The sequence below is a fragment of the Micromonospora sp. NPDC053740 genome (genome assembly GCF_040677775.1).
GTDB classification, from domain to species: Bacteria; Actinomycetota; Actinomycetes; order Mycobacteriales; family Micromonosporaceae; genus Micromonospora; species Micromonospora alfalfae.
The window spans coordinates 67,351-81,320 of record NZ_JBFASO010000011.1; the positions used below are offsets into that span (position 1 = coordinate 67,351).

The 13,970-nt window shown below is 68.3% G+C and carries 5 protein-coding genes; all 5 read left to right on the forward strand.

Features of this window, described 5'->3' with window-relative positions:
- Positions 1 to 207 precede the first annotated feature (207 nt).
- The 5 genes from drmD to drmC are packed head-to-tail and all read left to right on the forward strand — an operon-like array spanning position 208 to position 13,900.
- Entirely contained in the window at positions 208 to 3,378 is a 3,171-nt protein-coding gene (drmD, locus tag AB0K35_RS26275) for a DISARM system SNF2-like helicase DrmD (RefSeq protein WP_363888416.1), read from the forward strand.
- Positions 3,378 to 7,442 (forward strand): DNA methyltransferase, encoded by a 4,065-nt coding sequence (locus tag AB0K35_RS26280; RefSeq protein ID WP_363888418.1) that lies wholly within the window; start codon positions 3,378 to 3,380, stop codon positions 7,440 to 7,442. The genes drmD and AB0K35_RS26280 overlap by 1 nt, the downstream gene beginning before the upstream one ends.
- Positions 7,439 to 11,140: a DISARM system helicase DrmA gene (gene drmA, locus AB0K35_RS26285; RefSeq protein ID WP_363888420.1), complete on the forward strand. Its 3,702-nt coding sequence runs from the start codon at positions 7,439 to 7,441 to the stop codon at positions 11,138 to 11,140. Before AB0K35_RS26280 ends, drmA begins: the two co-directional genes overlap by 4 nt.
- A complete protein-coding gene (locus AB0K35_RS26290; RefSeq protein ID WP_363888423.1) occupies positions 11,137 to 13,200 on the forward strand; it encodes a DUF1998 domain-containing protein in 2,064 nt (687 codons plus the stop codon). Before drmA ends, AB0K35_RS26290 begins: the two co-directional genes overlap by 4 nt.
- A complete protein-coding gene (gene drmC / locus AB0K35_RS26295) occupies positions 13,190 to 13,900 on the forward strand; it encodes a DISARM system phospholipase D-like protein DrmC (protein ID WP_363888426.1) in 711 nt (236 codons plus the stop codon). Before AB0K35_RS26290 ends, drmC begins: the two co-directional genes overlap by 11 nt.
- Positions 13,901 to 13,970: the final 70 nt, after the last annotated feature.

Below are 13,970 nucleotides of genomic sequence, written 5' to 3' on the forward strand. Positions count from 1 at the left end.
TGATGCCAGCCGCGTTCGCACTGGGCAGGCGCCCGGTGCGAAGTCGGGTACGCCAGAGCCTGGCTGACAAGAGTCGCAGGAACGAAACTTCCATCGAAGTAAGGCAATAAAGTTCTTATCGGTACATATAGGACTCGCCCCCGGATCAGTCCACTATCTGACAGGCACAAGAATGTGTGCCACATTCGTGTCCACTAAGGTCTCCGCATGGCTTCCTCGATCGCCAATGCGGCTTTCTCGCCAGCAGCTGAAATCCGTCTGGCCCCTGAGCCGGGACAAGTGGTCGAGGTGCGCGGCTCGACTTGGGCGGTTGCCCGTGTACATCAGCAGGGCCTGCCGCGGAGTCCGGCGGACGAAGCTGTGGCCTCGCTGAACCACGCGGTGACGCTTCAGGCGCTCGACGAGGACCGGCTGGGCGAGGGGCTGACGGTCGTCTGGGAGCTGGAGGTCGGACACACGGTCACGCCCGCTCAGGGACTGCCGACGCAGATCAACCCGGAAGCCTTCGATGACCCGAACACCCTCGCCGGGTTCGTCGACGCGATGCGCTGGGGCGCGGTGACTTCGGCCGACGACCATAGCGTGCAGGCGCCGTTCCACAGCGGAGTGGCGGTGGAGGCTTACCAACTGGAGCCGCTGCGACGGGCGCTGTCCTCGCCCCGTACGAACCTGCTGCTGGCCGACGATGTCGGCCTGGGCAAGACCATTGAGGCCGGCTTGGTAGTGCAGGAACTGCTGCTACGGCACCGGGCGCGGACCGCGATCGTGGTGTGCCCGCCAAGCTTGTCCCTGAAGTGGCAAGACGAGATGCGGGACAAGTTCGGTCTCGACTTCACGATCATCAACAGCGACATGATGCGTGAGGTACGGCGCCGCTACGGCCTGCACGCGAACCCGTTTCAGCTCTATCCCCGGGTGATCGTGAGCATGGCGTGGCTGCCGCAGGTGCGCGCCCAGCGGATGCTGCGTGACGTGTACGCGCAGGCGGCGAGCACGAAGAGCGCTCGGCGGTACGCGTTTGACATCCTGATCGTGGACGAGGCGCACCACGTGGCGCCGGCCAGCCCGTCGACGATCGGTGGTGGGCGCGGCTACGCCGTTGACACGCAGCGCACGCTCGCGGTCCGGGATCTGGCGGACAAGTGTGAGCACCGTCTGTTTCTCAGCGCCACTCCACACAACGGGCATCCGGAGTCGTTCACGGCGCTGTTGGAGATGATCGATTCGCGCCGGTTCAGCCGTGGTGCGCTGCTGGACGAGCGGGCGTTGCGGGAGGTGACGGTTCGGCGGTTGAAGTCGGACCTGCCGGAGAAGGGTTTCCGGCCTCGGGAGCTACGGGTCATCCCGTTCACACCGCGCGCCGACGAGCAGGAGATGTTCGCTCTGCTGGATCGGATTCTCACCGAGAGCGCGAAGGCGAACGGGACCGGTGAGTCCGGTGACATCACCGCGATGCTGTTCAAGAAGCGGTTCTTGTCGAGCCCGTGGGCGTTCGGCATGACCTTGCAGTCGTACCTAGCCGCGCGGTCGGTGGGCCAGGCGCCGACGGACTGGGACTACGACGACATCCTCGGCGAGGGGCAGGCTGACGAGGAGGAAGGCCTCTGGGAACAGGACGAGGCGACGGCCCTGCGGCATAGCAAGGCCACCGACCCGCTGGTCGCCGCCGCGCCAGGCGAGTTAGAGCGACTGGCCGAGTGGGGGCTGAGCTTCGAAAGTCGACCCGACTCTCGCCTTGACGAGCTGATTACCGCCCTGGATGCGATCTGCCGACCGGGCGGGTTCTGGTCAAACGAGCGCACCGTGGTGTTCACCGAGTACGCCCACACCCTGGAGTGGGTACACCGGGTGCTGGTGCAGCAGGGCTACGGCGACGTGCTGGAGGTCATCCAGGGGCAGACGCCGACCGACGAGCGCGAGCTGATCCGCGAGCACTTCACCACCGAGCCGTCGGCAAAGAACCTCGTGCGGGTGCTGCTGGCCACCGACGCAGCCGGTGAAGGCATCGACCTCCAGGACCACTGCCACCGGCTGATCAACCTGGACATCCCGTTCAACCCGTCACGGTTGGAGCAGCGCATCGGCCGGATCGACCGGTACGGGCAGCAGCAGACTCCGATGGTGTTCCAGTTCTCCCCGGACCGCTCGGCGACGCTGTACGCCGCTGACATGGAGTTCATGGGCCGGATCGCCCGCAAGGTCGTGACGGTCGCGCGTGACCTCGGGTCGGTCAACCAGGTCATCGCCGAGGAGATCCAGGACCACTTCACCCGCTCCTCAACGGGGCGGCGCAAGAAGGGCGCGCTCGACGGCAACGCTGTGATCAACAAGGCGTTGGCTGGCGGGTTGGACCTGAACAGCAGGTTGACTCAGTTGGAGAAGGGCTACGCCGACAGTCGGGCGGAGCTGCACCTGGAGCCGGAGAATCTGCGGCGGGTGGTCGACACCGCGCTGCGGATCAGCCACCAGCCGCCCCTGGTGGTGGCCGGCGACGACCGGACCGACGCAGCCGTGTTCGCCGTGCCGCCGCTCGGCCCAGCCTGGCAGTCGACCTTGAAGGGCCTGGACACCCGCTCCGAGCCGGGTGTATTGCGGCCGATCACGTTCGACGACAAGGCCGCGGCAGGGCGGAAGGACTTGGTCTACGTCCACCTGGGTCATCCGCTGGTGAAGAAGGCTCAGCGGTTGCTGCGGCGGTCGCTGTGGAGCGCGGACGCGCCGTTGCACCGGGTCACGGCGGTCGTGGTGGATGGGCTGGAGGAGTCCTTCGTCGCGGCCGTCACCCGGATGGTGCTGGTCGGCCGGGGCGGGCTACGCCTGCACGAGGAGATATTCCTCGCCGGCGTACGCCTGCGGGGCCGCCGGACTATCGCCGAGGAACGCGCCGAGCAACTGCTCGACCAGGCCCTCGACGCCGGCAGGCTGACGCTGGCCGCTGCGGACGTCCGCGCCGACTTGGCCGGGGAGTGGAACGAGCCGGAGTCCCCGCTGCGGTCCCGGCTGCTCGACTCGATGACCCGCCGCGCCGAGTCCCGCCATCAGCGGGTCAGCGACCAGCTCGCCAAACGCGAGGAGGCCGACGTCACCCGGGCGCGGGAGATCTTCGCCGCGTTCCGCCGCAACCTGAACGAGTCGCTGGACCAGCTAACCAGCGCCGAGATGCAGGACCAGCTCGCCCTGTTTCCCGATGACCAGCAGCGGCAGCGCCGCCGCGACATCGACACCATGCGCCGTCGCCTAGACGAACTCGGCGACGACGAGCAGCGGGAGATCGCGGCGATCATCGAGCGGTACCGCGACGTCAAGCCACACACCACCGCGGCGGCGGTGGTGTTCGCGCTCACCCCGGCCGACGCCCAGCGAGGAGGTTCACGCTGATGCGGACCGCCCGTACCTTCCGCCCGAAGACGGCCACCGAGCTGCACCGGGCGTGGCTGGAACTGGTCGAGACAGACGGCCCGTTCCTGGCCATCCCGCCGCTGAAGCGGGTGTGGCCGCAGGGCATGCCGGCCCTCGACCCCGAACGCCTCGACGTCCTCCGCGAGGCCAAGCCGGCGTTCGACCACGCCTGGGAGGCCCTCGACATCGACCCCGAGGACGAAACCGTTCAGGCCAAGTACGCCGAGGTCCGCGACGTCTGGGTGCAGACCGTCCTGCGGGACGTCGTCGGTTGGCGTACCTCGCTGGCCTGGGGTCCCGACTGTGCGCCCGGGGTGACCGCGTTCTCACCCGACAGGCGGATCACCGTCACCCCGCAGGCCGCGCTGCACGGGCCGGACGGTATCGGCGCGCTTGTCGGCGTGGTCGACAAGTGCGACAGCCTGCACGCCACCGGCACCGATGGCTGGGCCGCCACCGCCATCGACCGGATGGAAGCGATGCTGCGCGGCGCCGGCATCGCGATCGGCATCGTCACCGACGGCCGCTGGTGGGCGTTGGTCTGCGCCCGGCCGGACGCGATGGTCGCGTCCGGCGTCGTCGACGCCCAGACCTGGGTCGAGGAACCGCTGACCCGCAACGCCTTCCTCACCGTCGTCGCCCGGCAGTACATCATCGGCGGCGACCCCAACGAGCGGCTCCCCAAGCTCTTCGAGGAGTCCGTAGCCGCCGCCGAGGAGATCACCGAGGCTCTCGGCGCCCAGGTCCGCCGCGCCGTCGAGCTGCTGATCCAGGCGTTCGCCGAGACCGCCGCCGACCACCACAGGCGCGGCCTGCGCGATCCGCTCCCGGACGACCCGCACGACACCTACTCCGCGGCCGTCACGGTCATGATGCGCGCCGTCTTCCTGCTCTTCGCCGAGGAGCGCGGCCTGCTACCGCAGAGCGAGCTCTTCCTGCAGGGGTACGGCATCAGCGGTGAACTCGACCACCTGGAACAGCGCCGGCTGCGCGACGGCGAGGAATCGCTGGACAGCGCCTACCTGACCTGGCACCGGCTGCTCGCCACCAGCCAGGCCCTCTACCGGGGCGCGTCGTTCGAGAACATGCGCATGCCCGCGTACGGCGGATCGCTGTTCGACCCGGAGCGGTACCCGTTCCTGACCGCCACGAACGACAACGGCACCCTCGCCCTGCCCGTCTCCGACCGGGTCATGCTGCACGTCCTGCGCTCGGTGCAGGTCGCCCAGCTCAAGGGCGGCGACGCCCGCCGGATCTCGTTCCGAGACGTCGACGTGGAACAGATCGGCTACATCTACGAAGGATTGCTCGGCTACTCCTGCACTCGGGTCACCGGTGACACCCACGTCGGCATCGTCGGTGCCACCGGAGCCGAGCCGGAGATCCCGCTGACCGTGCTGGAGCAGCTCGCCAACGCCCATCCGACTCCGGCGAAACTGGCCACCGCGATCATCGCCTGGCTCAAGGAGAACCAGCCCGCTGCCACCCCGCCGAGCGCAAACGCCTTGGCGAAGCGGCTCGCAGCCACGCCCGGCGACGACGCCGACCGCATGCTGCGCGCGGTAACCGATGACGACGGCCTGCGCGCACGCCTGCTGCCCTGGGCCACCATCACCCGGCCCGACCTGCGCGACCACCCTACCGTCGTCCTGGACGGCGGTCTGGTGGTCACCGAGACGCCGTCGCGGCGCAACGCCGGCGCCCACTACACCCCGAAAGACCTTGCCGAGGACGTCGTCAAGCACGCCCTCGAACCGCTCTGCTACTCCCCCGGCCCGCACCAGGTCCCCGAGAGCAGCGGCGCGTGGAGACTGCGCGGGTCGGACGAGATCCTCAACCTCAAGGTGGCCGACATCGCCGCCGGCTCTGGCGCATTCCTCGTCGCCGCCGCCCGCTATCTTGCCGCCCGCCTTGTGGAGGCATGGATCGACGAGGACCCGGCCAACGCCGGCCGGCACGACCTCGGACAGCACGCGATCCGTGAAGTCGTCGCCCGCTGCCTGTACGGCGCCGACATCAACGCAATGGCCGTCGAGATGTGCAAGCTTTCGCTATGGCTGGTCTCCCTCGACCGCGACCTACCGTTCTCCTTCGTCGATGACAAGATCCTGCACGGCAACTCCCTGCTCGGCCTCACCGCCCTACGCCAGCTCCGCACCCTGCACATCGAGGCGCCCACCCACCAGCAGGCCAGACTGACGGCCCAGGACGTGGACACCACCATCCGCCGGGCCGTCGACATCCGCCGCAGCCTCGCCAGCGAGGTACGCGAACACGACCCCATGCGCAGCGCCACCGCCAAGCGCCGCCAACTCAACCGCTCGCGCGAGCTGACCGCCCAGCTACGCCAGGTGGCCGACGGGGTGATCGCCGCCGGGCTCCGCCTCGGCGGCAAACCCGGCAAAGCCCTGGACGAAGTGTACGAGAACCTAGCCGAGGCGGTGAGCGCGGCGATGCCGGCCGACGGCACCCCCGCCGATCCCGAGTCCCTGGACCTGATCCTGAAAGAGGGGCTGACCCCGACCGTCACGACGGACTACGAACGCTGGGAGCCGCTGCACTGGGTGCTCGAAGTCCCCGACGTAGTGGTAAATCACGGTGGTTTCGACGCCATCATCGGCAACCCACCGTTCCTCGGCGGCAAGAAACTCACCGGCGCGATGGGCACCAACGTCCGGGATTGGCTCATCCACCAGCTCGCCGACGGTGCGCGAGGCAGCGCCGACCTGGTCGCCTACTTCCTGCTGCGCGTGGTCGAGTTGCTGCGGCCGTCCGGGATGCTCGGCCTAATCGCCACCAACACCATCGCCCAAGGCGACACTCGCGAGGTCGGCCTCGACCGGGTCGTCGCGGGCGGGCTCACCATCACCCGCGCGGTGCAGAGCGCTGAGTGGCCGTCCCGCAACGCCAACCTGGAGTACGCGGCGGTCTGGGGCAGCCTCGGCCCGGTCGTCGATGCCGCCGACCGGGTCGCGGACGGGGTGGTCGTGCCGCGCATCTCCACGCTGCTCGAACCCGCTGGGCAGGTCGACGGCATTCCCGCCAAGCTAACCGAGAACGAGAACATCGCATTCCAAGGCTGCATCGTGCTCGGCATGGGTTTCGTTCTGAAGCCCGAGGAAGCCCAAGCGTGGATCACCGAGAACGAACGCAATGGCGAAGTGCTCTTCCCCTACCTCAACGGCGAGGACCTCAATTCCCGACCGGACTGCTCTGCCTCGCGCTGGGCAGTCGACTTCAACGACCGCACCTTGGAGGCTTCGCGGCAATACGGCACTGCGTTCTCTCGCATTGAACAAGTGGTGAAGCCTGAGCGCTTAAAGGTAAACCGTAAGGTTCTTCGTGATCGGTGGTGGCAATATGCCGACAAGCGTCCTGCTCTGCGCAGGGCGATCGCCAGGCTGGACGAGGTGCTGGTGATCGCGCTGGTCAGCAAGTCGGTGATGCCGGCGCGGGTGCCGACCGGGCAGGTCTTCAGCCACAAGCTCGGCGTGTTCGCAACCGACTCATTCGCCGCTCAAGCCGTGCTCTCATCCAGCGTTCACTGGAGCTGGGCCGTGAAGTACACCTCAACTCTCGAGAGTCGTGTGAACTACTCGCCGTCAGATGTATTCGAGACTTTCCCGCGGCCGGAACCGACGGCTCGGCTGGACGAAGTAGGCCGGATGCTGGACCTCGAACGGCGCGAGATCATGCTGCGGCGCCGGCTCGGGCTGACCAAGCTGTACAACCTGGTCAACGACCCGGGGATCGCTGACGGCGATGACCCAGACGTGGCCCGTTTGCGGCGGATCCATGTCGAGTTGGACGAGGCGGTGATGGCGGCGTACGGCTGGTCGGATGTGCCGCTGGAGCATGGCTTCCACACGTACCGTCAGATGACGCGGTGGACGGTGAGTCCGGCGGCGCGGGTGGAGATTTTGGACCGATTGCTCGCGGAGAATTTGCGCCGCGCGGCGGCGCAGCGGCCGAAGGCGGCGAAGAAGGCGACTGCCCGCCAGCGGAAGCCGGTGGTCCACGAGGGCCAGGAGGCCCTGTTGTGACTGACTCGGCGCCGGGTTTCCGGCTCGCGCACGAGCCGGACGGCACGTCATACGCAGTTCGGGAGAACCTGGTCGACATCCTGGAGCGTGAGCTGCTCGGGCCATCGGGTGGTCCGGAGGAGCTATTGGCGGTGAGCCCGCGTCAGCTGTACCTGGTGGGGCATATCGCGCCGGTGAAGCTGACCGAGCCCGATGCTGATCCGGCCGGCTCTGAGGACGGGTATGGCCTGGTAGGCATCCGATCTGATGCGGCGGGTTTTCATGCGCAGCGTGGGATTCCGGCCGAGTCTGCCGACGGCACCGACGTCGAGGGTGAGGAGGATGACGCCGACGACAAGGCTCCGCGGCACGGGCTGATGATTCCGTCGTCGATGGGGTTGCGGTTCCAGGTGCCAAACGATCTGACGGAGTTCACGGTCACCGCGTCGTGGGGCACCTACGAGAGTGTGAAGACCGGTGAGGTCGACAAGCGGGGCCGGGCGCTGCGTCGGTATCAGCGGACGCCGGTGGGGGTCGTCGAGAAGATCGCGGCGGCCGAGCTGACGCCGGGGCGGACGTACACGCGGGTGCTGACCGGGCAGATCTGTTTGCGGATCGATGCCTACGACGACGCGCGTTTCGGTCGGCGGTTAATCGAGATTGCGCTGGTCAATGACCGGGAGACACCGCCGACGATCCCGGTGCACGAGTGGCTGTTCCAGACGAAGCTGCACGTCGACGCGGGCGGTGCGGCGGTGTTCCTGCCGGTGCGCGACGTCATGGAGCAGGAGTGGCCGGAGCACGACGACGAAATGCGCCGGTTGCACTTGCAGTACCGCAACCGGCTGGAGTTCGCGGTCGGGCGGACCTGCTCGGTGGACTGGCTGGCGGAGCCGGGGGCACGGCGGGCGACGGCGGTGTGGACGACGTGGCTGCCAGTCGCCGAGACACCGCAGACGCAGGCGCGGTCGGTGACGGACGCGATGCTGGGCATGGATGCGCTGGCCAAGGCCAGCCCTGAACAGGTTCGTGATGGGCTCGCCCCGCTGGTGGACGGGTACCGGACCTGGCTCGACGGTGAGGCCGCGAAGGCGGCGCAGCTCCCCGAGCATCTGCGGGACCTGGCCGAGGAGGTCGTGGACGAGGCACGCGCGGCAGAGCAGCGGCTGGCGGACGGTCTGGCGCACGTGGTGGCTGATCCGGAGGCGTTCGCGTGCTTCCGGTTCATGAACGAGGTCATGCGGGACCAGCGGGTCCACTCCCGGATCGGGGCGTTGCGTAGCTCCGACCCGAGCCTGTCGTTCGACGACGCCCGGGGTCAAATCGAGGCCGACGAGCGGGAGAAGCCGTCGTCGTGGCGGCCGTTCCAGCTGGCGTTCATCGTCATGCAGCTGCCGGCGCTGACCGACCCCACCGCGGCGGCGCGCAGCGGTGAGCTGTCGCGGGTGGAGTTGTTGTTCTTCCCGACCGGTGGTGGCAAGACCGAGGCGTACCTGGGTCTGGCGGCGTACACGTTCGCGATCCGGCGCCGGCAGCAGGTGGTGGCGTCCTTTGATGGGCCGTTGAACGGGCGTGACGGGGTGGCCGTGTTGATGCGGTACACGTTGCGGTTGCTCACCGCGCAGCAGTTCCAGCGGGCTACCACGCTGGTGTGTGCGGCGGAGTTGGTTCGCCGCCGGGACGAGACAACCTGGGGCAGCAACCCGTTTCGGATCGGGTTGTGGGTCGGCACCGACGTGAGCCCGAAGCGGTGGGACGAGGCGGACGAGCAGCTGCGCAAGGCCAACGCGTACGGCGGGCACCGGTTGACGGTGTTGCAGGTGCAGCGGTGCCCGTGGTGCGGCAGCTCGATCGGCGCCGCGAACGTGAAGCCGGTCAAGACGAATCGGCGGGTGCTGGTCTTCTGCGGCGACGACATGGGGCAGTGTCCGTTTGCTAAGGGCGGTCAGGTGGATGAGGGCCTGCCGATGCTGACGGTGGACGAGGAGATCTACCGGATGCCGCCGGCGTTCGTGATCGCGACGGTCGACAAGTTCGCCCGGCTGGCGCGCGAGGGTGAGGCGGCGTCCCTGTTCGGCTACGTCGGCCGGTACTGCGGTCGGCACGGTTACGTGCACCCGGACTACGCCAGTTGCAGTGTGACCACCGGTCATCAGGCTGAGCCTGGCCTACCCGCCGCGACCGTACGCCCGGTGGGACGGCTCCGGCCGCCGGATCTGATCATTCAGGATGAGCTGCACCTGATCACCGGGGCGCTGGGCACCGCCGTGGGGCTGTTCGAGGTGGCCGTCGAGACCCTCGCGTCGTGGGAGACCGCCGACGGCAAGCCGGTCCGGCCGATGGTCGTGGCGTCGACGGCCACCGTACGCCGCGCCGACGAGCAGGTACGAGGGCTGTACGGGCGCGGCGTCCAGATCTTCCCTCCGCAGGTGTTGGACGTAGCGGACACGTACTTCTCGCAGGAGCTGCCGATCGGGCCGACCACCCCGGGCCGGCGCTACATCGGGGTGAGTGCGCAGGGCGTGCGGCTGTCGAGCGCGGAGATCCGAGTCGCCGAGGTGCTGCTGCTCGCCGGGCAGTTGCTGTTCGACCGCAGTGGGTCAGCCGCCGATCCGTACATGACGTTGGTGGGCTACTTCAACGCGACCCGTGAACTAGCCGGTATGGCCCGCTACATGGCCGACGACGTGCAGAACCGGGTCCGGCAGCCCCGCCCCGGATCGGGTTTCCCACGGCGGCTCGGCTCGTACGGGCGCCTGGTCACCGGCGAGCTGACCTCCCGCATCGCTTCAGCCGATATTGGCCGCACCCTGGACAACCTGGCCCTGGAGTTCGACCCCAACTACGCCACGACCGCAGCGATGCGGAAGCGGCTCGAAAGGCAGGATGCCGGCGGGCGGATGGAGCGGCCGAAGGCCGACCCGTTCGACGTGGTGCTGGCCACCTCGATGCTGCAGGTCGGGGTCGACGTGCAGCGGCTCGGGCTGATGCTGGTGGTGGGGCAGCCAAAGAACACCGCCGAGTACATCCAGGCGTCCTCACGGGTGGGCCGCGACGTCGGCCGTCCAGGCCAGGACTGCGGCCGGCCCGGTCTGGTCGTGGCGCTCGGAAACTGGGCGCGGCCCCGCGACCTGGCACACTACGAGCAGTTCCGGCACTACCACGAGACGTTCTACGCGCAGGTGGAGGCGCTGTCGGTTACCCCGTTCTCGCCGACGGCTCTGGACCGGGGCATTGACGGGGTGCTGGTCAGCGCGGCTCGGGTGCTGCAGGCGCACCGCGACGACGGGCTGTCGCCGGAGCGGGCCGCATGGCGGGTCCGTGACGAACAGGACGCTCTCACCACCCTGGTCGATCGGCTCTATGCCCGAATCAGGCCGGCGGCCCAGCTGGACGACCTGATGGCGCAGGCGCACCAGCGGCTGATCAACAGGCTGGACCAGTGGAACGCTCGGGGAAAGTACGCCGGGAAACTGAGCAAGACCCTGGTGTATGAGCGCACCGGTGACAACGACAGCTACCTGCCGTTGCTGATCAGCCCGGAGAACGCAAAGGCCCACCAGGGTCAGTCGGACCGCGCGCCGTTCGTCGTCGCGCACTCGATGCGGGAGGTCCAGCCGGAGATCAACCTGCTGGTCAGCCCCATAGCCGAGCGGCTGTTCGTCGTCGAGCCCGATGACGCGCCGTCGTGGGAGCTGCCCGAAGGAGAAGACGAGTGACGGACGACGAGGGGCAGATGATCTTCGAGTCTGCGCAGCTGTTGGACCCGTTGGCCGACAGTGAGCAGGCGAACGTCAAGAACCGGGCCAAGGTTGGCTCGGCCCGCCCGTCGTCGCTGCTCTACACCTACGGTGTCGGCTCGATCATGGACCTGCCGCAGTTCTCGATCATGCCGGCCGGCCTCGACGATTGGGAGCCCATCTGGCGGCGGCGTCCCACCGTGCAGACGATCGAAGAGCCACGGCTGCTCAAGGTGGTCCAGCTTCACCTTGGGTCGCGCGTGCAGCAGCTGCGGCCGTACCCGTGGCAGCCGAAGGCCCGCGCAATGTCGCAGGAGGGCTCCGACCTCGGCATCCCCGCGCGGGTGTTCCCGCAGTGGCTGCGCTGCACCGGCTGCGACTACCTCGGGCCGCTGTCGCGGTTCAGCTACACCAACATCCACCCGTTCCGGCCCGACCTGGCGACCTTCGAACACGCAAGTTGTCCCGGCCGTACGTTTGCGGGTGCGGCGAAGGGAAAGGCCAAGGCTCCCGCGAAGGGTAAGGCCAGGCGCAGCCCGGCGGTGCCCGCCCGTTACCTGCTCGCCTGCGCCAACGGCCACCTCGACGAGTTCCCGTACGCGCTGTGGGTGCACCGCGGCAGAACCTGCCCCGCCGCCCCGCACCCGGACCTGAAACTGCGCGACAGCAACATCGGACAGGGAGCCGGCGCGGTCATCACCTGCGAACGCTGCCAACAGCGGCGCGGCATGGGCGAGGCTCAGGGCGAGGCCGGCAAACGGAAGCTACCGACCTGCCGGGGCCGGCATCCGCACCTGAACGCCTTCGATCCCAAATGCGGAGTGGACACCTCGCTGATGATGATGGGCGCGTCCAACCTCTGGTTCGCCTCCACCCAGTCGATCATCGTCATGCCCCGCAGCGAGGAGCAGAAGCAGACCGCGCTCGCCACGAAACTGCGTACGCACCTGACGCCGGAGGAACTGGCCGACTACAAAGCCCTGCCGAAGGTGCTTCGTTCGCTGCTCGTCGCGCACAAGTGCGACCTCGCCGGAGTCACCGACGAACAGCTGACCGCAGCGGCGGCCGAGGCACTTGCCCCACCACCGTCAGAGGAGGAGCGCCGGGAGAGGCTACGCGATTGGGACCCGGTCGAGCTGCTTGTGCCGGAGTGGGACTACCTGCAGAAGCCGAGCCTGTTCGCGCAGCAGCAGGACTCCAGCGGGCTGATGGTCACCGAGATGCCCACGGCCGCCAACCTCCCGAAGCAAGTGCACCGGGTCATCGCCGTGAACCGGATGAAGAAGGTCAACGCGGTGATCGGCTTCACCCGGATCGACGAAATGGACCGGGTCAACGACCTCGCAAGCCGGCTCGTCAAGCTCACCCGGGACGGCCGCCCCACCTGGGTACCGGCCACCGAGGACCGCGGCGAGGGCATCTTCCTGCAATTCGACGAGGCCGCCATCGCCGCCTGGGAAGCACAGATCTTGCCCACCAGCCTGTGGCGGGCGCACCGCGAAGCCCACCGGCACAACTTCTCCCGGCGCTTCTCCGCTACCGCCGCCCAGATCGACCCCGACAGCCGGTTTCCCGCCCCGCGCTACTGGCTGATACACAGCCTGGCGCACATCCTCATCCGCGAGATGGCGATGTCCTGCGGTTACGGCGCTGCCAGTCTCAGTGAACGCCTTTACGCCTGGCCTGCCACCCCCGACCGGCCCGCCGCCGCTGGGCTACTTATCTGCACCACGGCCTCCGACAGCGAGGGCACCCTCGGTGGACTGGTCGCGCTCAGTCAACCGGAACGGCTGCACGGGCTCCTGCTCGACGCGCTGCGCAGAGCAGCCCGCTGCTCCTCCGACCCCGTCTGCGGGCAACGCACACCACGACACGGCGAGGACTTCCTGCACGGCGCGGCCTGCCACTGCTGCAGCTTCGCCTCGGAAACCTCCTGCGAACGGGCCAACCGATTCCTCGACCGCAGATTCCTGCTCACTCTGCCAACCATCGACGACGAACGGGTCCCCGGCTTCTTCGGCACCATCGATGTCTTCTGACCCCTACACGGCGCTCGGCGCCTTCCTGACCGCCTACGAGGCACAACGACTCGCCACCGTCCTACAAGCCGGCGGCACCTCTGGCCAGGCACTGAAAGAAGTACACGCCGCCCGCCGCGGCGAGGCGAAGCGCCTACTCCTCGCGGCCGAACTCGGTCCGGAGCACCGGGACAACTCAGTCGCCGTACTCCGGGCCATCGCCGGCGCACGATCCGTCCGGACCGCCATCTCCCCCGTCTGGACCATGCCCGGCGTCGAAGCCACGACCGGCCGTCTCACCAGCGAAGCTCAGCGCATCATCGACGACGCACGCATGTCGATCGTCTGCTCCAGCTTCAACTTCACGCCGCACTCGGGCATGTGGACTGCCCTCAAGAACGCCGCACGGCGCCCCGGCCTGAGCGTCACGGTGTACCTCGACGCCCACGCTGGCTCCCCGGCAGCCGTCGCGGCCCATCTACCAAAGGCAACCGTACTCCGGACGCTGACCCCGCCCGGAGACCACAATCCGGTGGTCAGCCACGCCAAGTTCATCGTCGTCGACCGCGTGATCACGCTGCTGACCAGCGCGAACTTCTCTTACAGCGCCGAGAACACCAACATCGAACTGGGGCTGCTGGTGCACGACACCAACCTCGCCGCGTCGATCGAAGCCCTCATGCGGAGCAAGCACGGGGTGCTCTACGAGCAAGTGACCTGACAGGTGCGCGCGGCTTACCCGCCCTTGCAACGGAGCGAAGATACCTGGACCAGCCTCGTACAGGCGCGCC